This window comes from Lysinibacillus sp. FN11 (genome assembly GCF_024628845.1).
In the GTDB taxonomy this organism is placed as follows: Bacteria; Bacillota; Bacilli; order Bacillales_A; family Planococcaceae; genus Lysinibacillus; species Lysinibacillus capsici.
Genome location: NZ_CP102383.1, coordinates 1,041,221 through 1,066,032 on the forward strand (window position 1 = coordinate 1,041,221; position 24,812 = coordinate 1,066,032).

General features: G+C 39.6%; 26 protein-coding genes and 1 pseudogene. 23 read left to right on the forward strand and 4 right to left on the reverse strand.

From position 1 onward, the window contains the following. The first annotated feature begins 3 nt into the window (after positions 1-3). From aroB to NP781_RS05375, 13 genes are all read left to right on the forward strand, one after another. Positions 4-1,095: a 3-dehydroquinate synthase gene (gene aroB, locus NP781_RS05315; protein WP_257521649.1), complete on the forward strand. Its 1,092-nt coding sequence runs from the start codon at positions 4-6 to the stop codon at positions 1,093-1,095. Continuing rightward, on the forward strand, positions 1,092-1,460 hold the full coding sequence (gene aroH / locus NP781_RS05320; RefSeq protein ID WP_202341471.1) for a chorismate mutase: 369 nt from the start codon (positions 1,092-1,094) through the stop codon (positions 1,458-1,460). The genes aroB and aroH overlap by 4 nt, the downstream gene beginning before the upstream one ends. Positions 1,461-1,478: 18 nt before the next feature. Then, complete coding sequence (gene hisC, locus NP781_RS05325; RefSeq protein ID WP_257521650.1) at positions 1,479-2,579, forward strand: histidinol-phosphate transaminase; 1,101 nt, start codon at positions 1,479-1,481, stop codon at positions 2,577-2,579. Then, positions 2,576-3,673 (forward strand): prephenate dehydrogenase, encoded by a 1,098-nt coding sequence (locus tag NP781_RS05330; protein ID WP_257521651.1) that lies wholly within the window; start codon positions 2,576-2,578, stop codon positions 3,671-3,673. The genes hisC and NP781_RS05330 overlap by 4 nt, the downstream gene beginning before the upstream one ends. Positions 3,674-3,732: 59 nt before the next feature. Next, a complete protein-coding gene (gene aroA, locus NP781_RS05335; protein WP_257521652.1) occupies positions 3,733-5,019 on the forward strand; it encodes a 3-phosphoshikimate 1-carboxyvinyltransferase in 1,287 nt (428 codons plus the stop codon). A 96-nt stretch (positions 5,020-5,115) separates the two neighbouring features. Then, positions 5,116-6,384: a tetratricopeptide repeat protein gene (locus tag NP781_RS05340; protein ID WP_004232654.1), complete on the forward strand. Its 1,269-nt coding sequence runs from the start codon at positions 5,116-5,118 to the stop codon at positions 6,382-6,384. Positions 6,385-6,398: 14 nt separating this feature from the next. Beyond that, positions 6,399-6,956, forward strand: coding sequence for a ReoY family proteolytic degradation factor (locus NP781_RS05345; RefSeq protein ID WP_004232655.1), 558 nt, complete (start codon positions 6,399-6,401; stop codon positions 6,954-6,956). Positions 6,957-7,097: 141 nt separating this feature from the next. Beyond that, positions 7,098-7,547 (forward strand): DUF2487 family protein, encoded by a 450-nt coding sequence (locus NP781_RS05350; protein WP_004232658.1) that lies wholly within the window; start codon positions 7,098-7,100, stop codon positions 7,545-7,547. 153 nt (positions 7,548-7,700) lie between these two features. Beyond that, positions 7,701-8,207, forward strand: coding sequence for a QcrA and Rieske domain-containing protein (locus tag NP781_RS05355; protein WP_004232660.1), 507 nt, complete (start codon positions 7,701-7,703; stop codon positions 8,205-8,207). A 19-nt stretch (positions 8,208-8,226) separates the two neighbouring features. Continuing rightward, positions 8,227-8,901, forward strand: a complete 675-nt coding sequence (qcrB, locus tag NP781_RS05360) for a menaquinol-cytochrome c reductase cytochrome b subunit (protein WP_004232663.1) — start codon at positions 8,227-8,229, stop codon at positions 8,899-8,901. A 41-nt stretch (positions 8,902-8,942) separates the two neighbouring features. After that, entirely contained in the window at positions 8,943-9,710 is a 768-nt protein-coding gene (locus tag NP781_RS05365; RefSeq protein WP_004232669.1) for a menaquinol-cytochrome c reductase cytochrome b/c subunit, read from the forward strand. A 268-nt stretch (positions 9,711-9,978) separates the two neighbouring features. Next, entirely contained in the window at positions 9,979-10,575 is a 597-nt protein-coding gene (locus tag NP781_RS05370; protein WP_257521653.1) for a lipoprotein heptaprenylglyceryl N-acetyltransferase LhaT, read from the forward strand. Between the two features lie 60 nt (positions 10,576-10,635). Continuing rightward, positions 10,636-11,310, forward strand: a complete 675-nt coding sequence (locus NP781_RS05375) for a zinc metallopeptidase (RefSeq protein ID WP_036077718.1) — start codon at positions 10,636-10,638, stop codon at positions 11,308-11,310. A gap of 55 nt (positions 11,311-11,365) precedes the next feature. On the opposite strand, the gene NP781_RS05380 is transcribed toward NP781_RS05375, so the two are convergent. Then, the gene (locus tag NP781_RS05380) at positions 11,366-12,235 is read right to left on the reverse strand and encodes a YitT family protein (protein ID WP_004232676.1); all 870 of its coding nucleotides are present in this window, start codon (positions 12,233-12,235) and stop codon (positions 11,366-11,368) included. A gap of 115 nt (positions 12,236-12,350) precedes the next feature. Between NP781_RS05380 and NP781_RS05385 the strand changes: the two genes are divergently transcribed. The 6 genes and pseudogenes from NP781_RS05385 to NP781_RS05410 all read left to right on the forward strand — a co-directional run bounded on the left by NP781_RS05385 (position 12,351) and on the right by NP781_RS05410 (position 17,383). Continuing rightward, positions 12,351-12,686: a nucleotide pyrophosphohydrolase gene (locus NP781_RS05385; protein ID WP_054550714.1), complete on the forward strand. Its 336-nt coding sequence runs from the start codon at positions 12,351-12,353 to the stop codon at positions 12,684-12,686. Next, positions 12,686-13,483 carry a 4-hydroxy-tetrahydrodipicolinate reductase gene (dapB, locus tag NP781_RS05390; RefSeq protein ID WP_004232679.1) on the forward strand — a complete coding sequence of 266 codons (798 nt, stop codon included), beginning with the start codon at positions 12,686-12,688 and terminating at the stop codon, positions 13,481-13,483. The genes NP781_RS05385 and dapB overlap by 1 nt, the downstream gene beginning before the upstream one ends. 19 nt (positions 13,484-13,502) lie before the next feature. Then, positions 13,503-13,907: a methylglyoxal synthase gene (gene mgsA, locus NP781_RS05395; protein WP_221680622.1), complete on the forward strand. Its 405-nt coding sequence runs from the start codon at positions 13,503-13,505 to the stop codon at positions 13,905-13,907. 33 nt (positions 13,908-13,940) lie between these two features. Next, positions 13,941-15,086, forward strand: coding sequence for an N-acetyl-alpha-D-glucosaminyl L-malate synthase BshA (gene bshA / locus NP781_RS05400; RefSeq protein WP_221680623.1), 1,146 nt, complete (start codon positions 13,941-13,943; stop codon positions 15,084-15,086). Continuing rightward, positions 15,073-16,245 carry a CCA tRNA nucleotidyltransferase gene (locus tag NP781_RS05405; RefSeq protein WP_257521654.1) on the forward strand — a complete coding sequence of 391 codons (1,173 nt, stop codon included), beginning with the start codon at positions 15,073-15,075 and terminating at the stop codon, positions 16,243-16,245. The genes bshA and NP781_RS05405 overlap by 14 nt, the downstream gene beginning before the upstream one ends. Before the next feature lie 155 nt (positions 16,246-16,400). Next, positions 16,401-17,383, forward strand: a pseudogene (locus NP781_RS05410) (biotin--[acetyl-CoA-carboxylase] ligase). A gap of 655 nt (positions 17,384-18,038) precedes the next feature. Here the strand turns inward: NP781_RS05410 and NP781_RS05415 are convergent. From NP781_RS05415 to NP781_RS05425, 3 genes are read right to left on the reverse strand one after another with little or no spacing between them, the layout of a single operon-like run. Then, entirely contained in the window at positions 18,039-18,875 is an 837-nt protein-coding gene (locus NP781_RS05415) for a DUF4097 family beta strand repeat-containing protein (RefSeq protein WP_257521655.1), read from the reverse strand. Next, positions 18,876-19,481, reverse strand: coding sequence for a DUF1700 domain-containing protein (locus NP781_RS05420; RefSeq protein ID WP_066037628.1), 606 nt, complete (start codon positions 19,479-19,481; stop codon positions 18,876-18,878). Further along, on the reverse strand, positions 19,474-19,794 hold the full coding sequence (locus NP781_RS05425) for a PadR family transcriptional regulator (protein ID WP_004232706.1): 321 nt from the start codon (positions 19,792-19,794) through the stop codon (positions 19,474-19,476). Before NP781_RS05425 ends, NP781_RS05420 begins: the two co-directional genes overlap by 8 nt. A 426-nt stretch (positions 19,795-20,220) precedes the next feature. On the opposite strand from NP781_RS05425, the gene panB reads away from it, so the two are divergent. The 4 genes from panB to NP781_RS05445 all read left to right on the forward strand — a co-directional run bounded on the left by panB (position 20,221) and on the right by NP781_RS05445 (position 24,650). Next, complete coding sequence (gene panB / locus NP781_RS05430) at positions 20,221-21,057, forward strand: 3-methyl-2-oxobutanoate hydroxymethyltransferase (RefSeq protein WP_221680628.1); 837 nt, start codon at positions 20,221-20,223, stop codon at positions 21,055-21,057. Then, positions 21,057-21,911: a pantoate--beta-alanine ligase gene (gene panC, locus NP781_RS05435; protein ID WP_221680878.1), complete on the forward strand. Its 855-nt coding sequence runs from the start codon at positions 21,057-21,059 to the stop codon at positions 21,909-21,911. The genes panB and panC overlap by 1 nt, the downstream gene beginning before the upstream one ends. A gap of 1 nt (position 21,912) precedes the next feature. Next, positions 21,913-22,296, forward strand: a complete 384-nt coding sequence (panD, locus tag NP781_RS05440; RefSeq protein WP_009370842.1) for an aspartate 1-decarboxylase — start codon at positions 21,913-21,915, stop codon at positions 22,294-22,296. A gap of 227 nt (positions 22,297-22,523) precedes the next feature. Further along, positions 22,524-24,650 carry a 5'-nucleotidase C-terminal domain-containing protein gene (locus tag NP781_RS05445; RefSeq protein WP_257521656.1) on the forward strand — a complete coding sequence of 709 codons (2,127 nt, stop codon included), beginning with the start codon at positions 22,524-22,526 and terminating at the stop codon, positions 24,648-24,650. The last annotated feature ends 162 nt before the right edge of the window (positions 24,651-24,812 follow it).

Here is a 24,812-nt window from a genome sequence, read left to right on the forward strand (position 1 = left end):
GTTATGCGTGTACCAGTAGCAACAAAATCGCATCAATATGAAGTTGTTCTTGGGCATCAATTTCTAGCTGAAGCTGTGGAGGCATTTGCTGATAAACTTCAAAAAGCGGATAAGCTCTTTGTGTTTACAGATGTCAATGTTTGGGCAGCACAGGGAGAGTATTTCAAAGCAAATTTCCCGTACCATTTTGAGGCCTTTATTTTGCCAGGTGGAGAAGCGTGCAAAACCTTTGATCAATACAACGCTGCTCAAACATTTTTATTAGAGCAAAAATGCTCCCGAAAATCCTTCATTTTTGCTTTTGGAGGAGGAGCAGTTGGCGATTTAACAGGTTTTGTTGCGGCAACCTATATGCGAGGGATTCCGTTTATTCAAATTCCAACGACTATTCTAGCGCATGATTCCGCAGTTGGTGGAAAAACTGCCATTAATCATCCACTAGGAAAAAATATGATTGGCGCATTTTATCAGCCAGAAGGCGTGATATATGATACAGCTCTTTTAGAAAGTTTATCAGAGCGTGAGGTACGTTCAGGAACAGCAGAGTTAATTAAGCATGCCATGATTTCTGACCCGAACTGGCTGGAGGAATTAATGACAGGAGATTCGGTGATCCATTTTAATCAAAATGAACTAGCAAAGCAACTAAAAAAAGGAATTGAAGTGAAAGCACAAATTGTTGCTGAGGACGAAACAGAGCAATCCGTTCGAAAATTTTTAAACCTAGGCCATACATACGGACATGCCATAGAAGCAGCTGCGGGTTATGGCAAAGTGGCTCATGGTGAGGCGGTTATGATTGGACTCGTCTATTGTCTTCTATTGAGTGAACGATATGGAGAACTTGATCGAACGTTCACCCAATCCTTTTTACAGTTTGCGATAAAAAACGGCTATCCTTTTGAGGCTGTGGGTGATTATTCATTTGAACAATTATCTAGCTACCTAATGAAAGATAAAAAAGCGGAATATGGCATTTTACAGTTTGTTCTTTTGGGGAAAATTGGAAATCCTTTTGTCAAAGCTATTGATATAGAAGAATGTCAAGAAATAGATGCTGAATATAGACAGTTATTAGCGGAGGTGCTTGTATGATTCGTGGACTTAGAGGAGCAATAACAATTGAATCTGACAAGCCAGAGCTTGTATGGGATGAGACAGCAAGATTAGTGCGTGAGGTTGTGGCAGCAAATAATGTGGACATTGATGATATCGCATCAATCCTTATTTCAACAACGCCAGATATTACCTCAGCATTTCCTGCTCGTGCAGTACGCTTGATGGATGGCTGGCAATATGTCCCTGTAATGTGTACACATGAAATGGATGTGCCAGAAGCGCTACCGTTATGCATTCGTGTATTAATACATGCAAACATAGAGGTAGCACAAAAAGATGTAAAGCACTTGTATCTCAATGATGCAGTGAAATTAAGACCAGATTTGGCTCAGGCTAAATAAGTAGAGGAGATGTTTTAGATGAAGTGGAAACAACAATTGGACGGTATGCAAGCATATAAGCCAGGTAAACCAATTGAAGAAGTACAACGTGAATATGGCTTAAAGGAAGTTATTAAATTGGCATCGAATGAAAATCCATTCGGGTGCTCACCTAAGGTAACAGCTTATTTACAAAATAATGCAGTGAATCATGCACTTTATCCAGATGGCTATGCACAAAACCTACGTACTGCTGTGGCAAATCATCTAGGTGTGAAAGAGACACAGCTTCTTTTTGGTAACGGCTCTGATGACATCATTGCGATTATTACTCGTGCTCTGTTGTATCCAGGGGTAAACACGGTTATGGCCGACCCTTCCTTCTCTCAATACTGGCACAATGCAGAAATTGAAGGTGCTGAAGTACGTAAAGTTCCTTGTCAAGAGGGAGCACATGATTTAGAGGCGATGTTGGCTGCAATTGATGACCAAACTTCTATTGTTTGGGTATGTAGTCCAAATAATCCTACAGGAGTTGTCATTCCTGATGCTGCATTGCGTGCCTTTCTTGCAAAGGTTCCAAGCGATGTCCTTGTCGTACTTGATGAGGCATACATTGAATATGTTACACATCCAGACCACAAGGGTACGTTACCAATCATTGACGAATATCCGAATGTTCTTTTACTGCGTACATTCTCTAAAGCATATGGCTTAGCCTCGTTCCGCGTTGGCTATGCAATTGGCCAACCTGATGTTATTGCTAAGCTCGATCCTGTGCGTGCACCATTCAATAATACAATCTTAAGTCAAGCTGTTGCTGTCATTGCGCTTAGTGACCAAGATTATATTGAAGCATGCCGTGAAGCCAATGAAAAAGGCAAAAAACAATATGTAGAATTTTGTGAAAAGCATAATTTAAAATACTTCCCATCTGATACAAACTTTATTTTCTTTGATACCCATGCTGATAGTGATGTTGTTTTCCAAGAGCTGATGAAAAGAGGCTTTATTGTGCGCAGTGGTAATGCATTAGGATTACCAGGATTTATCCGTGTGACAATTGGAACAGAGGCTCAAAATGCAGCTTTGCTTAGCCAACTTGATGAAGTGTTAAAACAACAAGGGGTATTTGCATGACACGCAAAGTACTCGTTATAGGGCTGGGATTGATCGGTGGTTCTATTGCCCTTGCTTTGCAAAAAGCACCTGAAACAAAAATTATTGGCTATGACATGGACGCACAAACACGTGAGCATGCGAAAACATTAAATATTGTGCATGATATTGTTCCAGATCCACAGGCTGTTGCGGCTGAGATTGATGTTATTATCTTCGGTACGCCCGTTAATGCAACACTGGATTGGATGGAGCAATTAAAATCATGGCCATTGAAAAATAAAGTTATCGTAACAGATACAGGGAGTACAAAGAAATTAATTATGCAAAAAGCCAGCGAATTACGGGAACTTGGCATAACGTTTATTGGTGGACATCCAATGGCGGGGTCTCATAAAAGTGGTGTGCTGGCTGCTAAGGCCCATCTTTTTGAAAACGCATATTACATGCTTACGCCACTTGCTGGGGAAGAAATTGTTCATATGGCACAGCTTGAAAGTTTGCTGAAATTTACCCATGCAAAAGTAGTCAGTGTATCTGCCAGTGAGCATGATCATATGACAGCGGTGGTGAGTCATTTTCCACATGTTATTGCGGCATCACTTGTCCATCAATTAGGTGGCGAAAATGGGGAATACCCGATGACACGTTCTCTTGCAGCAGGAGGGTTTCGTGATGTGACACGAATCGCCTCTTCGAATCCCATCTTATGGCGAGATATTACGCTGCAAAATCGCGAGGAGCTCCTCACGCAATTAGATGGTTGGGAAAAAGAAATGACGCGCATTAAGGAACTGCTGATGGAGGGTTCTTCACAGGAAATTGAAAACTATTTTGCTGTTGCCAAAGAACTGAGAGATGAATTACCGATTAGTGCAGGGGCTATGTATACACCATTTGACCTATATGTTGATGTTCCTGACTATCCAGGTGTTATTTCTGAAGTGACGGGCTTTTTAGCAGATGAAGCAATTAGTATTACAAATCTACGCATTGTTGAATCAAGAGAAGATGTTTTCGGTATTCTAGTCATTAGCTTCCAAAGTGAAAATGATCGCGAACGTGCTGCAGCCTGTATTCAAAAACGGGCAAATTTTGAAACGTATATTTCTTAGCATAAGAAAGCGTCGGCATTTCGGCGCTTTCTATCTTCATATTGGAGGGAATAAAGTTCATGAGTGAAAAAGTATTGCAATACAACAAGCCTTCTCTACAGGGCTCTTTAACTGTTCCAGGCGATAAGTCTGTATCTCATCGCTCTGTGATGTTTGGCGCCATTGCTAGTGGAACAACAACCGTAGAGGGCTTTTTACTAGGTGAAGATTGTTTAAGTACAATTGATTGCTTCCAGAAACTTGGCGTTCAGATTGAGGTGGAAGGAACAAATGTAACCATTCATAGTCCAGGGATGGATGGCTGGCAGGAGCCGACAGAAGTGTTATATACGGGTAACTCTGGTACAACAACACGCTTAATGCTAGGCATTTTAGCTGGTTCTACTGTCCATTCTGTCATGACAGGAGATGCATCCATTGGAAAACGACCAATGCGCCGTGTTATAGATCCACTTCGTCAGATGGGGGCACGAATTACAGGGCGTGCAGACGGGCAATATACACCACTAGCCATTCAAGGTACAAAATTACAAGCCATTGATTACAAAATGCCTGTAGCAAGTGCACAGGTGAAATCTGCTATTTTACTAGCGGGCTTGCGTGCTGAAGGAACAACTATTGTTAGAGAAATGGATGTTTCGAGAGATCATACAGAGCGAATGCTGCGTCAATTTGGTGCACAGGTAGAAGTAGATAATGGCGTAGTATCCATTGAAGGAGGACAAGCGCTCAATGGGACGCATGTTTCTGTGCCAGGAGATATATCATCCGCTGCCTTTTTCTTAGTGGCAGGAGCCATTTGCAAAAATAGTCAGCTAACACTAAATAATGTTGGCATTAATCCAACACGTGATGGCATTATTGAGGTGCTGCAAAAAATGGGTGCCACGATGACAGTAACGCCAAATGATGATAATCAAGCTGAACCAACAGCAATAATCCAGATCGCTACATCTTCTTTAACTGGTACAATAATTGAGGGAGACATTATTCCTCGTTTAATTGATGAAATTCCAATTCTTGCATTACTTGCTACGCAAGCACATGGTCAAACGATCATTAAAGATGCAGAAGAGCTAAAGGTGAAGGAGACTGACCGTATCACAGCTGTTGTGACTGAATTGAAGAAACTTGGTGCCCAGATCGAAGCAACAGATGATGGTATGATTATTGAGGGACCAACGCCTTTAAAAGGAGCAAACCTTCAAACTTATGGCGATCATCGTATCGGCATGATGGGTGCTGTTGCAGCTTTACTAACAGACGGCGCTGTTACACTAGATGATGCACAATGTATTGCTGTATCCTACCCATCGTTCTTTGAGCATATTGAGGCAGTGAAGTAACAATTAAAGAGAGGCTCTCCAAGCTTTTGGGGAGTTTTTTCTTGTTTCAGAGGTAAATGTTTTGTAGCATAAAGGTATCAACGAAAGAATAGGTGAATGACTGTGAACAATGCGATGACTGAAATGATGCAAGCACTTGAACAAGGGGATTTAGCATTAATCGATCAGCTACTAGAATCATTTTTAATGAAGGAGTTACCCGAGGAGATCTACGCACTTGCTGAAATTTTTATGCAGTATGGGTACATGAAGGAAGCTGACCGAGTGCTGGAGCATTTACAATTTTTATTCCCAGAAGAAGCACAGTTAAAAATAGATCGTGCCAATGTCCTAATGGAGCTTGGAAATGAAGATGAAGCATTAGATTTATTATTAGAAATTGAAGAAACCTCACCAGAATATCCACAAGCGTTATTGGTTTTAGCTGATTATTATCAAATGCAAGGGTTATTTGAGGTTGCAGAAAAGCGTATAAATGAAGCATTAGCGATTTTACCAGACGAGCCATTATTACATTTTGCGAAAGCAGAACTTTTATTTGAAACAGGTCGTTTTTTAGAGGCAGCAAGACTGTATGAGGACTTATATGAGCAGCAAAATGAATTTGCTGGTATTCAACTTGTCGAACGACTAGCAGAGGTTTATCGTGCAGGTGCAGCCTATGAGACGGCATTCGATTATTATGTCAAAGCTCTTGAAGATGAAGTAAAGCCCGATATTTTATTTGGAGCTGCTTATTCAGCTTTCCAGTCACAAAAATACGAGATGGCTATTAAACAACTAGAGGAATTGAAAGAATTAGATCCTGATTACTTCTCAGCCTATTTATTGCTTGCGGAAAGCTATGCAATGACAGAGGATAATCAAAAAGCTTATGCTGCCATTCAAGAGGGGTTAAAGCGTGATGAATATGATAAATCGCTTTATTTATTTGCTGGTAAGATGGCATTGAAGAATGGTTTGCCAGAAGAAGCTGAGCAACATCTGAGAGAAGCTATAGCACTCGATCCTGAATATATGGAAGCCGTACTGGCGCTTATTTCAGTGTTTGGACAACAGGAGCGCCATGAGGATGTGATCGAGTTATTTGAGACATTACAGCAAAATGATTTTGAATGGAGCACTTTATATCCATTTGCGGCAGAGGCATATGAAAATTTAGAATTGTACGACCGTGCATACGAATTTTACCGTTTGGCATATAATGATTTTAAGGAAGACGCAACATTTTTAGAAAAATATGTTTACTTCTTATTAGAAGAAGGAAAGCGTTCAGAGGCAAAAGAGGTTCTTGGACAATTAATCAACATTCAACCGGGTGAACCAGAGTGGCAGGAGAAGTTAGAAACCTTAGAATTTGAGTAAAGGAGGGAGTGGGTATGACTGCTTCTGTATCAGTTGTTGATAAAAAAGCATTTGTTCGATGGTTTTTAAAAAATTATCAATTGAAACGTCGTGAGTGTGTATGGATTTTAAATTACCTATTAAGTAATGATGACTTGTTAAAAAGAATCCGTTTTGTGGAAGAAGCTCACTATTGTCCTAGGGCAATGGTGATGTCGACAGTAGACTCAACAGGTGTGCCTTTTCGTTTCTATAAAGGCAATGTGATGACGGCAGATGCTGAGAAGTCTTTCCATGATTTACGCTTACATGAACAAGAAGATATGTATATACAATTGAATTTTCCTAATATACCACCAAGTGCACAATACTTAGCAGTTCTTGAAGAAAACCCTTATATGCCAGAAACACTGCTCGTCAGTGAAAAAGATCGTATACTGGCAGAAGAGCTGCTTTCCAATAGCTTACTCGTATTCCAAGAAGAGAAATTACTCGCACAAATTGATGAAGCCCTCGACCAGGGAGATGAAGCGCGATTTTATGAATTGTCTAATTTGTTACAAGCATTGAAGGAAACGGCTAATTTACGTTAATTATAGGTAAAAATTGAATGTCCTTTATCCATTTCAATATGGTAACATTACTAGTGAATGATTGTTTTCACTTTTAATTGGGTATCCTATCGAAGAGTGGAAAAGGACATTTTTATTTTGCGATAAAAGGAGGTTTGTTGAATGTATTTTAATGCAAACGATGTAACATCGTTTATGGCACAAAAAGATTTTATTGATACCGCGATAGTTCCACTTGTATCCATTGATCTCTCTTCTGAAAAAATGAAACAAAGTGGCGCCGAGGTAGATTTTGTCATGTCTTTAACTTCTTTTATAGAGCAGCAGTTTAAAGGTCGTCTACTAGTCATGCCACCATTTTCTTATATGACAACTTTAAAAAACGATGATTTACCACAGCAATTAGAAGCACAATTACATAATGCTGGATTTAGGCATGTGTTCTTCATTACTTGTGACCATTATTGGACAAAAAGTGGAGAGATAGTCAATATGATTTGGTTACCAGCGATTCCATTAGAAAGTATGGATGCTAGTGTGAAAAAATCCATTCTAGAAGATCAGTTGCGACAAGTGATTCCAATGCTTTCGACTAAATGGGCACAGATTTAACAATTAGTTTCAATAAATGTTCACATTCTCCAGCTTTCCACAGAATGCTATATTGACCAAGCTATGGACTTGATATATCATATATATGTCCTAGTATTACTATTTGTAAAAGTATGTCCGTTGGACTGACCTTTAAGTTAGAGGGGGAAAATAATGAGTAATAATCGAGTTTCACGTCGTCAATTTCTAAGTTATACTCTTACTGGTGTAGGTGGATTTATGGCGGCAGGTATGCTAATGCCAATGCTTCGCTTTGCAATTGATCCTGTGCTACAAAAGCATGAGGGTGGAGATTTTGTAAAAACAGAGCATAAAATCGCTGACTTGACTGAAGAGCCTGTAAAAGTGGACTTTTCATATGAACAAGTGGATGCATGGTATAAATCACAGGTTACAGATGTAGCTTGGGTTTATAAAAGTGGCGATCAAATCATTGCCCTTTCACCTGTTTGTAAGCATTTAGGATGTATGGTTGACTGGAATGGAGATTCTGCACACCCAGGTCAATTCTTCTGTCCATGCCACGCAGGACGTTATGAGAAAAACGGGAAAAACATTGCAGGTACACCGCCTCTAGGTCCGTTGGATGAATTTGAAGTACAAGAACAAGATGGCTATTTAATGATTGGTCCAGCTAAAGCAAATTCTCTAGTTAAATAAGTAAGGGGGTACGACAACAGTGCTAAATAAAATTTATGATTGGGTCGATGAACGCCTAGATATTACACCGATTTGGCGTGATATTGCCGACCACGAAGTGCCAGAGCACGTTAACCCTGCACATCATTTTTCAGCATTCGTTTACTGCTTTGGTGGATTAACATTCTTCATCACAGTAATTCAAATTCTATCTGGTATGTTCCTAACAATGTACTATGTACCAGACGTTGTGAATGCATGGAAATCAGTTTATTATTTACAAAACGAAGTAGCATTTGGTGAAATCGTACGCGGTATGCACCACTGGGGAGCTTCATTAGTTATCGTAATGATGTTCTTACATACACTTCGTGTATTCTTCACAGGTTCTTATAAAAAACCTCGTGAATTAAACTGGATGGTTGGTGTAGGTATTTTTGGTGTAATGATGGGTCTTGGATTTACAGGATACTTATTACCATGGGATATGAAAGCATTATTCGCTACTAAAGTAGGTATCGAAATTGCAGCATCTGTACCGTTTATCGGTGGGATGATTAAAGTATTATTAGCGGGTGACACAACGATTCTCGGTGCTCAAACGTTAACTCGATTCTTTGCGATTCATGTATTCTTCTTACCTGCAGTATTGTTTGGGTTACTTGCAGCGCACTTTATCATGATTCGTCGTCAAGGAATTTCAGGACCGTTGTGATTGTCTTGACGGTTCGATGATCTTTAAAAGGAGGGGACACTATGCATCGCGGAAAAGGAATGAAATTTGTCGGCGATTCTCGTATTAAAGCGAATCACAGAATGCCGAACGTTCCAAAGGATTATTCCGAATATCCAGGTAAGACGGAAGCTTTCTGGCCAAACTTCTTACTGAAGGAATGGATGGTAGGTGCTGTATTTTTAATTGGATACTTATTATTAACTGTCGCTCACCCGTCACCACTTGAAGGGCCGGCAGATCCAACTAGAGCATATACACCACTACCGGACTGGTACTTCTTATTTATGTATCAACTTTTAAAATACTCATTTGCTTCTGGTCCATACAATGTAATCGGAGCTATTGTAATTCCAGGTCTTGCATTTGGAGCGCTATTATTAATGCCATTTTTAGACAAGGGTCCAGAACGTCGTCCATCTAAACGTCCATTGCCAACAGCGTTTATGTTATTAACTTTAGCTGCTATGTTCTACCTAACTTGGGAGTCAGTTGTTAACCACGACTGGGAAGCTCAAAAAGCTATGGGTGCAATCGTAGAAACAGTTGAATTCGATAAAGAATCAGAAGGTTATAAACTATACGCTGGTTCAGCTTGTATTACATGTCACGGTGAAGGCTTAGAAGGTGGAGCAGGTGCACCATCTCTAATGAACACTGGATTAACAGCTGATGAGATTAAGGACATTGCTCATAATGGTCGCGGTAACATGCCACCAGGATTATGGACAGGTTCAGATGAAGATCTTCAAAAACTTGCTGAATTCATCGAAAGCTTAAAAGCAGAGTAATAGTAAAAGAGTCAGGAAACTGGCTCTTTTTTTTCTACCTTGTTATACTATTGGGACTGGAAGCCATACAAAAAGGTTCCCTTGTATAAAGGATTTTAGCGAAAGATGTCGAAAAAACATTTATTCTTGAAACAAGTAAGCGAATTAAAACAATAAAATAACACATATTGATGGTGAGATACAATTGAATTGAAAGGTAGTGTAAAGCTCTAGAATTTCAGAACTATACATAAATAATGGATTGTTTTTATCGGAAGGAGTTAACATCGTGCAACTAACAAAAGCAAATATTTGGTACCTTCTGACCCATAAATCATTCTTGATAGTGCTGCTAATTATTAATCTACTAGGTACAATTTATGGCTATTATTGGTATGGGTGGCAGCTTGCCATCACAGAGCCTATTTTTTATATTTTTGTTCCAGATAGTCCGACAGCCAGTTTATTCTTTTGTTTTGTGTTAATTGCTTGGATTATGGGGAAAAGCTGGCCACTGATGGAAGTACTTGCCCTTGTTACGTTGGTGAAATATGGCTTATGGGCAGATGTGATGAATATTTGGACATTAATTGAAACAGGTTCTATTGGCTGGCAGGGATGGATGCTAGTTGGTTCACATTTTGCCATGGCTGTACAAGCTGTACTATATATGAAGAAATATGTCTTCACTTATTGGCATGTTGTGATAGCAGCTGTTTGGACACTGCATAATGATGTCATTGACTATGTATTTGGGCAAATGCCGATGTATCGGGATTTAGCCAATTACACAAGCTATATAGGTTACTTTACATTCTGGTTATCAATTGCATGTATTTTACTTGCCATTTTCTCAATTAGGTGGCGCAAATATTTGCCGAATTAGGGTATAAATTATAGAATTATAGTATCGAGGTAGAAAGGGGTTAGAAAATTGTCAACGAGCATGTATATTGTTTATTTTGTGATTATTATGCTGCTTCCACTTTATGCTCAAATGAAGGTAAAGGGTACGTATAATAAATTTGCAAAGCAACGTACAATGAAGGGGCAAACTGGTGCAGAGGTAGCGCGTGCGATTTTAGATGCAAACGGCTTATATGATGTACGAGTTGTGCCAACACAAGGTGTGTTGTCTGATCATTATAATCCAGCAACCAAAACAGTGGCTTTATCAGAAAGTAACTTTTATGAAGCAAGTGTTGCAGGTGCTGCGGTTGCTGCCCATGAGGTAGGTCACGCCATCCAACATAAAGAAGCTTATTCCATGCTTACATTACGTAGTAAGCTAGTCCCAGTAGCAAATATTTCTTCTAATGCGTCTTGGATTTTCGTAATGATTGGTATTTTTGCAAGTAGTACGAATTTCTTGCTATTAGGTATCATATTATTAGCAGCAGGTGTTGTTTTCCAATTAGTGACACTTCCGGTGGAGTTTGATGCCTCAAAGCGAGCATTAGTTCAAATGAATTCACTTGGCATTATTACAAATGAAGAAGAACGACCAGCACGAAAAGTATTAAGTGCTGCAGCATTAACATATGTAGCAGCGGCAGCGGTAGCAGTACTAGAGTTATTACGTTTAATTTTAATTTTTACCAATATGCGTAGCGACGACTAAGAAAAAACTTGTTATAGTGGTACACCACTGTAACAAGTTTTTTATCTTCGTATGCTTAATGAAGGGGTTGCTTTTGATCGTCTAGTGTGAAGCCTTCTCCTGCCACATCTCGTACTTCAATGATGGAAACAAATGCGTGCGGATCAACTTCATGCACAATAGATTTTAACCGTACAACTTCATTGCGGCCAATTACACAATAAATAACCTCCTTAGGTTGTTTCGTAAAATGACCATGTCCTTCTAAAATGGTGATACCACGCTCCATTCGAAGAGCGATTGTTTCAGCAATGGCTCCAGACTTTTCTGATATGATAAGCGCACCACGAGCCGCATAAGCACCTTCTTGTACAAAGTCAATGACACGGGCTCCAACAAATACGGCTACTAATGTATACATCATGGAACGAGCATCCAAGAACGTCAGCCAAGAAAGGATGATGACGATGGCATCGAAGACAAACATGGTTTTCCCCATACTCCAGCCAAAATATTTATGTCCGAGTCGGGCCAAAATATCGACACCACCTGTAGTGCCACCGAAACGAAAGACAATCCCAAGTCCCAATCCAACAAAGACACCAGCAAAAAGTGCCACAAGCAACATGTCATCCTCTAAATGGATGGTAAATTGATATTTTTGAAAAATTTTTAGAAAAAGAGATACAGATAAAGTGCCGACAAGCGTATAGACAAATGATTTTTTTCCAAGTAATCGATAACCTATGATAAACATGGGAATATTTAATAACAGGTTCATTAAGGCGGGGTCCCATCCTAATGTAAAATATAGTATGAGGGTAATCCCACTTAGTCCACCTTCACCCAGTTGATTTTGGATGTTGAAGTGAACAAAGCCGAAGCTGAAAACTGCTGCTCCGAGCATAATTGCGATAATATTACGAATTTTAATCTGTTTTAGCATTTGACCTCCTGTAGTTCCAAACAAATGAAGTAGTGTTATCTATTATCTGACATTTTATTGGTTTTGACAACAATGGTGTAAATTTTATACGATGGTAAATAGGAGTGTGATTTTTATGGCAGATCAACTAACAATGCAAGCTTTACAACAGCGTGTCGATGACTATATAGGACAATTTAAAGAAGGCTATTTTCCACCATTTGAATTACTTGCACGTCTAACAGAAGAATTAGGTGAACTATCACGCGAAGTTCAGGATGTCTATGGACAGAAAAAGAAAAAGAGTACTGAGGATATAAATAGTATTGAAGAGGAACTAGGAGACTTTTTCTTTGTACTAGTCTGTTTTGCAAATGCTCAAGGTATAAAACTAGATGAAGCACTTTTACGCGTCATACATAAATTTGAAACTAGAGATAAGGATCGTTGGACTAGAAAGGATGAAGAATGATGTCGATTCGTGTAGCTATTGCGGGAGCAAGAGGAAAAATGGGAGCTGAGGCTGTACATACGGTCATGAAACATGACAAAATGGAATTAGTAGCTGTACTAGATTATAAGGAAGTAGGAAAAACTTTAGCTGATTTAGATATGTTTCCAGCAAGCTATACAGTGCCTATATTTACAGAAATGCATGATCTTGTAGAAGCAACTGCACCAGATGTACTAGTGGATTTAACTAATCCACATGCAGTCTACAAACATACAAAGGAAGCACTGAATTTAAATGTACGACCTGTAATTGGTACAACAGGATTTACAGATGCACAACTAGAGGAATTATCAGCCATGGCCAAAGAAAAAGAGTTAGGTTGCATTATTGCACCAAACTTTGCGATTGGTGCTATCCTAATGATGAAGTTTGCAAAAGAAGCAGCCAAATACTTACCAGATGTAGAGATTATAGAAATGCACCATGATCAGAAGCTTGATGCACCATCTGGGACAGCGGTGAAAACGGCTCAGTTAATACAAGAGGTCCGTACGCCTAAGGCACAAGGACATCTAGAAGAGAAAGAAACCATTAAAGGTGCAAGAGGTGGAGACTTTGACGGTATGCGCATTCATTCCGTACGTTTACCTGGTTTAGTGGCACACCAGCAAGTATTATTTGGAGGGGATGGGCAGCTACTAACGATTCGCCATGATTCATTAAACCGTAATTCTTTTATGTCGGGTGTTGCATTTTGCATAGAAGAGGTTATGAAAATGGATCAGCTTGTTTATGGTTTAGAAAACATCATCTAAAGATTGGGATGGAAGCTATATGAAAATCGCATTGATTGCACATGATCGTAAAAAAGATAATTTAGTACAGTTTGCTATTGCTTACCAAAATATTTTACAAGAACACACACTATATGCTACCGGCACAACAGGACAACGTGTCATCGAAGCTACTGGTTTGGAAGTTACACGTTTTCGTTCAGGGCCACTTGGTGGCGATCAACAAATTGGCGCAATGATTGCCAATAATGATATGGACATGGTGATATTTTTCCGTGATCCTTTAACAGCACAGCCACATGAGCCAGATGTTTCTGCACTAATCCGTCTTTGTGATGTTTACCAAGTGCCACTGGCAACCAATATGGGAACAGCAGAAATATTACTAAAAGGCCTCGAGGAAGGCTTTGTGGATTGGAGACTGATACAAGAAAGACGCAATTAACAAAAGACGTGATTCAGAAAGGATGATCATCGAATGAAAAAGCTAAAAATAGGCATTACCTGTTATCCTACAGTTGGTGGCTCTGGTGTCATTGCAACAGAATTAGGCAAAATGCTTGCAGAAAGAGGACATGAAATTCACTTCATCACCTCAAGCGTACCATTTCGATTGAATAAAATTTATCCAACCGTCTTTTTCCATGAAGTCGAAGTTAATAATTATTCAGTATTTCAATATTCTCCCTACGATATTGCATTAGCGAGTAAAATGGCAGACGTCATCAAGGATGAAGAGTTGGATGTGCTACATGTGCATTATGCCATCCCACATGCAGTATGTGCGGTGCTAGCACGTGAAATGAGCGGCCGAGACATTGGCATCGTTACAACCCTTCATGGCACAGATATATCGGTGCTTGGGCAAGATTCTACGCTCTCACAGGCCATTAAGTATGGGATTGATAAATCTGATATTGTGACAACCGTGTCACAGGCATTAAAAGAACAAACCTATGAACTGATTGATACAGTAAAACCAATTGAAACGATTTATAACTTTGTGGACGAACGCGAATACTTCCCACGAAATTTAGGAAACTTAAAAGAGCAATTTGGTATTCAAGAAGATGAAAAAGTCCTCATTCATGTATCAAACTTCCGTAAAATAAAGAACCTTCCACACATTGTAGACGCCTTTATGAAAATCCGTGCCAACATGAAAGCAAAGCTCTTATTAGTAGGTGATGGCCCAGAAAAGCATCGTGTCATGGATCAAGTAAAAGGAAGTCCTTATATGAAGGATGTTTTATTTTTAGGGAAACAAGAAAACTTAGCTGAACTGTATGCGATTAGTGACCTAAAGCTATTATTATCACAGCAAGAATCGTTTGGACTGGTGTTACTAGAGGCAATGGCTTGTGGTGTACCTTGTATTGGAACAAATGTAGGTGGTATTCCAGAAGTCATTGAGCACGGTGTAGACGGTTATATCGTGGAATTAGGTGATACAGAGGCAGTTGCGGCGTATGCAACCCATTTATTGCAAGATGAGGAACAATTACTGCGCTTCCGAGAAGCGGCCATCCGTGCAGTAAGTGAAAAATTCCACTCATCCAAAATTGTGGAACAATATGAAAATCTGTACGAGAAGGTTGCGGAAAGAAATCATGCAAAACAATAAAGAATGGCAAGCAGCCTATTCAGTCATTGAACAATTAGAACAGGCGGGATTTGAAGCAGTTATTGTTGGTGGAGCTGTAAGAGATGCTTTACTCAATCGTCCTGCCCATGATGTAGATGTGGCTACAAATGCCTTGCCTGAAGAAGTAAAAACTGTGTTTCAAAAGACTGTAGATATTGGGATTCAGCATGGGACGGTACTTGTTATCGTACCCGCTGGACCTGTGGAAGTGACTACCTATCGGACAGATGGGGAATATACAGATCATCGAAGACCACAGAATGTCCATTTTGTTCGATCTCTAAAAGAGGATTTACAACGCCGAGATTTTACGATGAACGCCATTGCCATGCGTCATGATGGCTCTTTTGTAGATTATTATGGTGGACGACAAGATATTGAAAAGCGCGTTATACGAGCGGTAGGAGAGGCAGAAAAACGGTTTGCAGAAGATGCTCTAAGAATGCTGCGAGCAATTCGCTTCTCCGCACAGCTTGATTTTACAATCGAGGCGAATACAATAACAGCCATCCAGCAAAGGGCTGCTGATCTGAGCTTTATTGCAAAAGAACGCATTAAAGCAGAGCTTGATAAGCTTTGGATAGGACAAACAGTTTTTGGGGGTATACAAAAACTAGAGGACTGTGGGTTAACGGCCTATTTAACGGGTGATTTTCAAGCTTCACAATGGCGTAATTTTCAAACAAAGGATGCCCTTCTTGGCTGGGCATACTTTGCTTTACTGCAAGGAACAGCATGGCGTGAGGTAGTGCGCGATTATCGATTATCTAATAAGGAAATGGCGTTTATTAAATCCGTTTTAACAGCTTATGACGATTTAAAAGATGGTTGGACAAATCGCCATTATTTTAACTACACAGAGCAAGAACTAGTGGCTGCACAATATTTTGCCCAACTTCGCCAATTAGACGCTTCGATACCTCAACAATCTATTCGAGAATTACAGGCAAAATTACCGATTCAACATAAGCAAGAATTAGTGGTGAATGGGGCTGATTTACTGAAATGGTCTGGCAAAAAGGGTGGGCCGTGGGTAAAAGCCGCATTGGAGGATCTGCTGACAGCCATTCTTCATCATGAACTTCAAAATGATCGACAACAGATTAAAAGCTGGGTTGAGCAGCAGGATCTTACTTAAAGCCCAATACATGATAGTCAAAAGCCGTCTCCCATTTCGGGAGGCGGTTTTATTAAATTCCTATCGTTGGTGGTCATTTACGTTAATTTACAGTATGATTAAGACAAAATAAGTTACATAACAAGAGTACAGTTAACTAAAGGATGGATGTGAAGATGACAATTTCCATGAAGGACGAAATTTTAAAAAGAATATTGGCTGCTGATGGAGAAGCGGTTTCAGGTCAGGAATTAGCAAATTCTCTTGGTGTCTCAAGAACCGCTGTTTGGAAGCATATGCAAACATTACAAGAGGAAGGATATACATTCGAAACTATTAAGAAAAAGGGGTATGTATTGACAGGTGTACCAAATAGCTTGAGCCCCACACAGATTGAGCTTTTTTAAAGACAGAGCATTTTGGACGTGAGATCCATTATTACGATGTAGTTGATTCAACACAAACGATTGCGCATAAGCTTGCACAGGAAGGAGCTCCACACGGTACAATTATTATTGGTGAGGAGCAAACAGCGGGGCGAGGTCGTATGGCTCGTCCTTGGGAGTCTGCCCATGGGACAGGTATTTGGATGACCGTTATCGTTCGGCCAGATGTTACACCCCAGCAGGCCTCATCCTATACACTTGTGGTGGCAGTAGCTGTCACAATGGCTATTAAAACATTATATAAACATGTAGAGCCAGCCATTAAATGGCCCAATGATTTATTGATTAATGGCAAAAAATGTACAGGGATTTTAACGGAAATGCAGGCAGAGGCGGATCTTGTGCAAGCTTTACTTGTTGGAATTGGCATAAATGCGAACCAAGCAACAGCTGACTTTTCACCTGATATTGCGGATATTGCCACTTCATTACGATTAGAAGCAGGGGAAGAAATCAATCGTGCAGCACTTGTTGCCTCTATCTTACACTATTTAGAACAATTTACAGAATTATACGTCAAAGAGGGTTTTGCGAGTCTAAAGACACTATGGCAGCAATTGTCCTGTACAATTGGTCAACGTATAGAGGTAACGACGATACGTGAACGTTTTGAAGGGGTTGCCAGTGGCATTACAGACGATGGTGTTCTGCAACTGACACAGGATGATGGAACGATTCGCACGATCTATGCGGGAGACATCAAAATATTATAAACAAGAAGCTGCAAGTAATGTCCTATACTTGCGGCTTCTCATGTTGTTGCAAAAAGATGATGTCAACGGCAGAAAAAGCAACTTTGCAAGGTGAGGGGTTGATTTCCGTTCCGCCAGCGTCCTTTCCAGGGGGCGTCCGATGAGCCGCTTCACTCACTTACGTTCGCTCCAGGGTCTCATCTGTGACGCTAAATCCCCTAGGAGTGACGCTGGCTCCACTCCAATCAACCATTCTGCAAAAGAGTCTTTGCTTTATCTTTCATACTGGCCGTAGCGAACAAAATAATCCATTATTAGTATTATTAGAGAATCGATAGACTCTTATTTTCAATGTGGGTAAGTCATGCGTAACAGCACCTCTTCATAAAGAGCCGTGAACACCTTCACTTTATTTGAAAACCTTTGCTAAAAGGTAACACTTTTGTAGGTTGAAGTGGAAGGGTACTTGACTCCCGTGGGATCACGAGACAGCCAAAACTCTAAACGGAGCGGTTGCGGAGGAAGTGATTCGGCGCTCGCCTACAGGAAAGAAAGTAGTCTGCAACGGAAACCATTTTCACCTTTCACAAAAATTCTATTAATGGTTTTGTTTTTCAACAATATGAGAAGCTGCAAGTAACGTCCTGTACTTGCAGCTTCTTTTATTGTCTATTCTTTATTTTAATGACACATCTATATCACCATGTGATAAGGAAACATTCAGTTGGTGCTCACCCTTAATTACTTGTGTCACGGTGCCACTTTGTTCTTCATCATTAATGGTTACATCACCGAAGTCTGTTTTGAGATCATAGCCTACATCACTTTGTTTGTTTTGTAAGTGGAGCGTTGTATCGCCAAAACTAGAGGTAATGGTTGATTGGCCATTTAATGTGCCATCTATATCGATATCTCCATGCTCGCTCTCAATAGTGAAGCCGTTGCTAGTAAGTTGCTGAAGCGTTAAATCACCAAAGGACTGCCTAATCTCTGTTCTGTCACCAGTCGTGTTGTTGAAAGTAATATCTCCATAATCCTGGATGAGATTAAGCTGCTGATACTGTAGCCCATGAATGGCTGTATCGCCAAAATTACTGTCTATCACAATCGCCTCTATTTTTGTATCTTTTGGGACATAGAGTTTGATTGAAGGGGAAGAGAGGTTCCCGAAGCCAAATTGAAAACCATCCTTTTTCTTTGCCATTGTTTCGATGGTTAAAGTTCCGTTATCAATATGATATGTTACATCTGCTTGCTCAAGGACCTTTGTGTCTAATTTAAAGTCACGACCACTTGCAACAATCTCCACATCTCCATAATCATTTACGATATTAATACTTGTGAATGCATCTAAAGCATAAGACTGAGTTACTAATTTAGTATTACTTGGGACATAAAGACCCTCTGAATCTTTTAGAATCAGCCAGCGCCCCCCTGAAAAATAGCCAATCAATGCGAGTAGAATGCCTAATGCAATCATTGTCATGGCAATAAGGGTATTTTTTGACGTCATTTAGAAGTCCCCCTTTTTTTGCTTCTTTGTCATTTTGTGGAATAGTCTGCCTAATGTTTCAACAGAGACAACAACGGTTTTCTTGATAACACGAGCAACAACTGGGAACAGTAGGACTCCCAAGCCTGTTACGATTAACCCGACACCCATAAAGAGCAGGGCAGTCGGCCAATGCTCTGTTAAAATTAAGAAACCTGATATGATTGCCACAACGCCACCGGCAAAAATACTAATTACAGTTGCGACAATAGCAAAGATTAAGCTGATAATGACTGCGCCAAATGAAAAAATGAGTGCAATGGCTGTTGCAAGTAATGGCAATGAAAGGGGCGCAGACAGTATAGCTAGAATAATGAGCCAAATAGCAGACATATTCTTTTTTGTTGATTTTGCCGAGGAGGTTTCTAAATCCTTTAATGCGAAATCAGCTAATATTTGTGAGGCGACATGTGAAGGAGAGCCAAGTTGTGAAATAACCTGATGTTCATTTTCCTCTCCAGCTTCCTCAAAGTATTCTTCATAATAGGCAAGCGCAGCGTCTAACTCATGCGCAGGAAGCCGACGTAATTTTCCTCGTAGCTGTTTCAAATAGCTTGCTCTATCCATCTAAATTCCCTCCTAAAAGTACACAATCAACCTTTTCCTTATACATTTGCCATTCTTTTAATAGCTCTAATAATCGTATACGTCCTTGCTCTGTAATTTGATAATAGCGTCTATTTCTACCTTGATAAGGCTGATCGTACGTTGTTAAGTAATGCGCTTTTTGTAAGCGACGTAATACAGGATACAGTGTAGACTCTGAAATCTCCATGACTGATTGTACCTGCTGTGTTAAAGAATAACCGTAGGCGTCCTCTTTCTCGACAATAGCCAGTACACAAGCATCAAGTAAAGCTGAACCAAGCTGAAATGTCATCTTTTCACCTCACATGTAATACCTATACTTCATTTTATATTATATGGCATATAGTATGTGGATAGTATATGACGTATAACATTGATTGTCAATTCTAAAAGAAAATTTTTTCCAATGTTGTTAGACGAAGATATTGTAAGAAAATAATATTTGAAGATTAATAGGGAAATCTGTTATAGTATGTGCGAAGGGCAGTATCCATTGTGAACGGCACCTTCAAAACGCAATAGACTATACTACCAAATATCTGCCTTGATCTTTTAGACAGGGACGGAAGAAAACGATACGTTCAAATATAGCTTTCATTTTGCAAGCTATTGCCTCTTTAAGGGGTCTTTTTATCATTGAACGACACACTACCCTTCTGTCTATTTTCGGCCAGAAGGGTTTTTCTGTTTTCTTCCTTTAAAAAAGGAGGACTACAAAATGAAAACGACAACAGATTTTTTAAAGATGAAAGCGGCAGGCGAAAAAATCGTGATGGTGACGGCCTATGATTATCCAGCTGCTAAATTCGCGGAAGAAGCTGGTGTTGAGATGATACTAGTCGGGGATTCACTTGGAATGGTCGTGCTTGGCTATGATTCTACAATGCCTGTAACTGTAACGGATATGGTTCATCATGCAAAAGCAGTAAGACGAGGGGCAAAGGATACGTTTATTGTTGTTGATATGCCCTTTGGTTCTTATCATGGCGATGTCAATGAGACACTCAAAACAGCCATTGCGATGATGCAACAAACAGGAGCAGATGCTTTAAAAGTTGAGGGGGCAGGTGAAGTTATACCTGTCATTCGTAAATTAACGTCAGCTGGTATTCCAGTAGTAGCTCACTTAGGCTTGTTGCCTCAATCAGCTGGAGTGCTTGGTGGTTATAAGGTACAAGGAAAAACAGCTGAACAGGCTGCTACACTGCTTGAAGAAGCAAAACAGTGTGAAGCGGCTGGAGCATGTGCAGTCGTGTTGGAATGTATCCCTCATCAGCTGACAGAGCTTGTTTCAGCTAGTCTTGTTATTCCAACGATTGGCATAGGCGCTGGTATTGAGGCTGATGGACAAGTGCTGGTGTATCATGACATGCTAAGCTACGGTTCGCACCATGTACCGAAATTTGTTCAACAATTTGCTGATATGGGCAAAGAAGCAAGCGCGGGGATGATGGGTTACGTAGAAGCAGTGAAAGCGGGTACTTTCCCAGCTCCAAAGCATTTCTTCACAATGAAAGAGGAAGCATTAGATCAGCTATATGGAGGCGTTAAATGATGAAAGTCATCACGACCATACAGGCATTAGCCACAGAAATTCAAGCAGCTAAGCATGCTCAAAAAACGATTGGACTTGTTCCGACAATGGGCTATTTACATGAAGGTCATTTAACATTAGCACAAACAGCTCGTGTAGAAAATGATGTCGTTGTGATGAGTATATTTGTCAACCCAACACAATTTGGGCCAAATGAGGATTTTGAAAGTTATCCTCGTGATTTGCCTAGAGATACTGCATTAGCTGAATCTGTGGGCGTTGATATTGTGTTCGCACCAAGTGTGGAGGAAATGTATCCTCAAGATGGAGGCATTCGTCTACATGCAGGCGAGCAGGCTACCATTCTTTGTGGTGCGAGTCGTCCTGGTCATTTTGATGGTGTTTTACAGGTCGTCTCTAAATTATTTCATTTAACACTGCCAACAAGAGCTTATTTCGGTCAAAAAGATGCACAGCAGGTTGCGATTATTGCGACAATGGTACGTGATTTTAATTTCCCTTTAGAAATGCGTGTTGTCCCAATTGTACGCGAGGAGGACGGTTTGGCGAAATCTTCTCGTAATGTCTATTTAAGCAAGTCAGAGCGACAAGAGGCTCCAGCGATCAATGAAGCATTACAGTTGGCTCGCGATAGCTTTTTAGTGAATGGTGATGCTGATAGCGCACTTGCTAAAGCAAAAGCTCATATTCATGCAAGAACACATGGCCGCATTGATTATATTGAATTATTAGCATATCCAGATTTAACACCAGTGACAGCTACAACTCAGCAAGTACTGTTGGCAGCAGCTGTTTATATAGGTAAGACACGTTTAATAGATAATTGTATTTTTACCGTGAAAGAGGGAATATAGTATGTTACGTATGATGATGAATAGTAAAATTCACCGTGCAACAGTGACACAGGCAGATTTAAACTATGTAGGCTCCATAACAATAGATGAAGATATTTTAGATGCAGTAGGTATGCTGGCAAACGAAAAAGTACATGTTGTGAATAACAATAATGGCGCTCGTTTTGAAACATATATTATAGCTGGTGAACGAGGATCAGGTGTCATTTGTGTTAATGGCGCAGCAGCAAGACTTGTGCAGCGTGGTGATATTGTCATCATTATTTCCTATGTGTATGTGGATAATCATGAGGCTAAAGACCATCAACCAACTGTAGCCATCATGGGAGAGGGCAATACAATTAAGGAAATGATTGCACACGAGCCAGAAGCAACTGTGATGTAATTCAGCAATCGTATAACTTAATACTAGAGAGGAGGATGGCAAAGCATAGCCAATCCTCCTTTTTTATGATTGAATTTGTTATAAAAGTAACTGGTAAAATTTTGCTTTTATTACTATTAAACTAGTTTATAAAATTATAATTTTACAAATGTTCTAGTATTTTGCGTCATATTTATGTAGAATTTAGTTGTTAGTACATCATTTTACTAGTGGAGGTATCATTTGTCATGGAAAATAAACGTAACAAATTTTTAACAGTAACTGCAGCAGCATTGGCTGTAACAGCGGTAGCGGTAGTACCAGCATCAGCAGCAAGCCCTTTTTCGGATGTAAAGGAAAGTCATGCAGATTTTGAAGGCATTTCTACACTTTATGCAGCAGGGATTATTAGTGGTTACCCAGATGGTACATTCAAACCAGATACTAATGTCACACGTGGACAAGCGACAAAAATGATTGCAGGCGCATTAAAATTGGATACAAAAGAAGTAGAGGATCCAAAATTTACGGATATTAGTGCATCAAATCCTTATTATGGCTCGATTGCAGCTCTAGTAGGATTAAATGTCATTACAGGCTATGGAGATAATACTTTCCGTCCAAACCAAACAATTACACATGGCGATTTAGCAAAAATCTTAGCATCTATTCCAACATTACCGGAGCTAGAAAGTGCAAAAAATCATGAGGCTAGTGAAAAAGTTACACGTGGACAACTGGCGACATTCATTGCAGAGGCTCTAACAAAGTCAAACCCAGAAACACCAGTAACTCCAGAGACTCCTGAAACACCAGAAGATGCCTTCACATTATCGATTTTACATGTGAATGATACACATGCTCATGCAGATAATTTACCTAAATTAGCTACAGCAGTAAAGGAACAGCGTGCTGTTAAGAAAAATACATTAACATTACATGCTGGCGATGCATTTAATGGTACATTATATTTCAATGAATTCCATGGACAAGCAGATTTAGCGCTATTAAATGAAATTGGCTTTGACGCAATGGTATTTGGTAATCATGAATTTGATTTAGGTGCATCAGCAGAAGGCCATCAAGCATTAGCAGATTTTATTAAAGGTGCTAAATTCCCATTTGTGGATGCCAATACAGATTTTTCAGCAGATGATAAATTCACTGGTTTATTTACAGACTTAATTTCAAGTGAACCTGAAAATGGTAAAATTTACTCTGGTATTGTGAAAGAAATTGATGGAGAAAAAGTTGGTATTTTTGGTTTAACAACAGAAGAAACAAAAGCTGTAGCATCTCCAGATAAAGTAACATTCTCAAACTACATTGAAGAGGCCAAAAAAGCAGTAGCAGCTTTTGAAGGTATGGGTGTTAACAAAATTATCGCCTTAACACATATTGGATTTGAAGATAATGCCAATATTGATAATGACCAATTATTAGCAAAAAATGTAGATGGTATTGATATTATTGTAGGCGCACACGATCATACAAAACTAGACAAACCATTTATCGTAGATACAAATACAGCTGGAGAAGCTAAAGAGGCTACATTAATTGTACAAGCTAATGAGTATGTAAAGTATCTAGGTACACTAGATGTAACATTTGATGGAAATGGTGTTGTGACTGAATATGATGGAGAATTAATCGACCTTGGTAAAGTAGCGGAGGACAAAGCGGCATTAGAAAAACTTGCACCGTTTAAAGAAAAAGTAGATGCAATCATGAAACAAGAGATTGGTGTAAAACTTAATGAAGCATTAGATGGATCACGTGAATTAGTACGTACACAAGAAGCGGCATTAGGTAATATCATTACAGATGGTATGTTAGCAAAATCACAACAATATACAGATAAAAAAGTTGTGATGGCCTTTACAAATGGTGGTGGCATTCGCGAGACGATTCCAGCAGGTGAAATTACTGTAGGTCATGTTATGACAGTACTACCTTTTGGTAACACATTAGCACTTATGGATATAACGGGTGCACAATTAAAAGAAGCATTTGAACTATCTGTGGGACAAGCACCAAATCAATTTGGCGGCTTCCTACAAATCGCAGGTGCAAAATTACAATATGATTCTTCAAAAGAAGTAGGATCTCGCATTGTATCGTTTGAATATTTAGATCAAGCAACAGGTAAGTATGTAGCATTTGAAGATAATAAAACATATACAGTAGCAACAAACGCATTTACTGCTAAGCAAGGTGGGGATGGCTATGACGTATTTAGAAAAATTTATGAAGAAGGCCGTGTAACAGATTTAGGTTTATCTGACTGGGAAAACTTCCAAGAACACTTATTATCATTAAAAGAAGTGAAAACAACAACTGAAGGCCGTATTGTTGATGTAGCAAAAAAACAATAAGCTTAATGTTTGTTTGAGTAAGTTCTCAATAAGCGATTCCACAACGCAACCTTAGGGGATTTCTCTAAGGTTGCGTTTTTGTATGGATGCGGTGATTCAACAAAGAGGAGAAAGGATGCCGCAGAGCCAATAATATGATAAAATTCAACTTATCTAATGTGA

Excerpts from the sequence above, each read along its gene's own strand:
- aroB (WP_257521649.1), top strand. The coding sequence starts at position 4 with ATGCGTGTACCAGTAGCAACAAAATCGCATCAATATGAAGTTGTTCTT.
- aroH (WP_202341471.1), top strand. The coding sequence starts at position 1,092 with ATGATTCGTGGACTTAGAGGAGCAATAACAATTGAATCTGACAAGCCA.
- hisC (WP_257521650.1), top strand. The coding sequence starts at position 1,479 with ATGAAGTGGAAACAACAATTGGACGGTATGCAAGCATATAAGCCAGGT.
- NP781_RS05330 (WP_257521651.1), top strand. The coding sequence starts at position 2,576 with ATGACACGCAAAGTACTCGTTATAGGGCTGGGATTGATCGGTGGTTCT.
- aroA (WP_257521652.1), top strand. The coding sequence starts at position 3,733 with ATGAGTGAAAAAGTATTGCAATACAACAAGCCTTCTCTACAGGGCTCT.
- NP781_RS05340 (WP_004232654.1), top strand. The coding sequence starts at position 5,116 with ATGACTGTGAACAATGCGATGACTGAAATGATGCAAGCACTTGAACAA.
- NP781_RS05345 (WP_004232655.1), top strand. The coding sequence starts at position 6,399 with ATGACTGCTTCTGTATCAGTTGTTGATAAAAAAGCATTTGTTCGATGG.
- NP781_RS05350 (WP_004232658.1), top strand. The coding sequence starts at position 7,098 with ATGTATTTTAATGCAAACGATGTAACATCGTTTATGGCACAAAAAGAT.
- NP781_RS05355 (WP_004232660.1), top strand. The coding sequence starts at position 7,701 with ATGAGTAATAATCGAGTTTCACGTCGTCAATTTCTAAGTTATACTCTT.
- NP781_RS05365 (WP_004232669.1), top strand. The coding sequence starts at position 8,943 with ATGCATCGCGGAAAAGGAATGAAATTTGTCGGCGATTCTCGTATTAAA.
- NP781_RS05375 (WP_036077718.1), top strand. The coding sequence starts at position 10,636 with ATGTATATTGTTTATTTTGTGATTATTATGCTGCTTCCACTTTATGCT.
- NP781_RS05380 (WP_004232676.1), bottom strand. The coding sequence starts at position 12,235 with ATGCTAAAACAGATTAAAATTCGTAATATTATCGCAATTATGCTCGGA.
- NP781_RS05385 (WP_054550714.1), top strand. The coding sequence starts at position 12,351 with ATGGCAGATCAACTAACAATGCAAGCTTTACAACAGCGTGTCGATGAC.
- dapB (WP_004232679.1), top strand. The coding sequence starts at position 12,686 with ATGTCGATTCGTGTAGCTATTGCGGGAGCAAGAGGAAAAATGGGAGCT.
- mgsA (WP_221680622.1), top strand. The coding sequence starts at position 13,503 with ATGAAAATCGCATTGATTGCACATGATCGTAAAAAAGATAATTTAGTA.
- bshA (WP_221680623.1), top strand. The coding sequence starts at position 13,941 with ATGAAAAAGCTAAAAATAGGCATTACCTGTTATCCTACAGTTGGTGGC.
- NP781_RS05405 (WP_257521654.1), top strand. The coding sequence starts at position 15,073 with ATGCAAAACAATAAAGAATGGCAAGCAGCCTATTCAGTCATTGAACAA.
- NP781_RS05415 (WP_257521655.1), bottom strand. The coding sequence starts at position 18,875 with ATGACGTCAAAAAATACCCTTATTGCCATGACAATGATTGCATTAGGC.
- NP781_RS05420 (WP_066037628.1), bottom strand. The coding sequence starts at position 19,481 with ATGGATAGAGCAAGCTATTTGAAACAGCTACGAGGAAAATTACGTCGG.
- NP781_RS05425 (WP_004232706.1), bottom strand. The coding sequence starts at position 19,794 with ATGACATTTCAGCTTGGTTCAGCTTTACTTGATGCTTGTGTACTGGCT.
- panB (WP_221680628.1), top strand. The coding sequence starts at position 20,221 with ATGAAAACGACAACAGATTTTTTAAAGATGAAAGCGGCAGGCGAAAAA.
- panC (WP_221680878.1), top strand. The coding sequence starts at position 21,057 with ATGAAAGTCATCACGACCATACAGGCATTAGCCACAGAAATTCAAGCA.
- panD (WP_009370842.1), top strand. The coding sequence starts at position 21,913 with ATGTTACGTATGATGATGAATAGTAAAATTCACCGTGCAACAGTGACA.
- NP781_RS05445 (WP_257521656.1), top strand. The coding sequence starts at position 22,524 with ATGGAAAATAAACGTAACAAATTTTTAACAGTAACTGCAGCAGCATTG.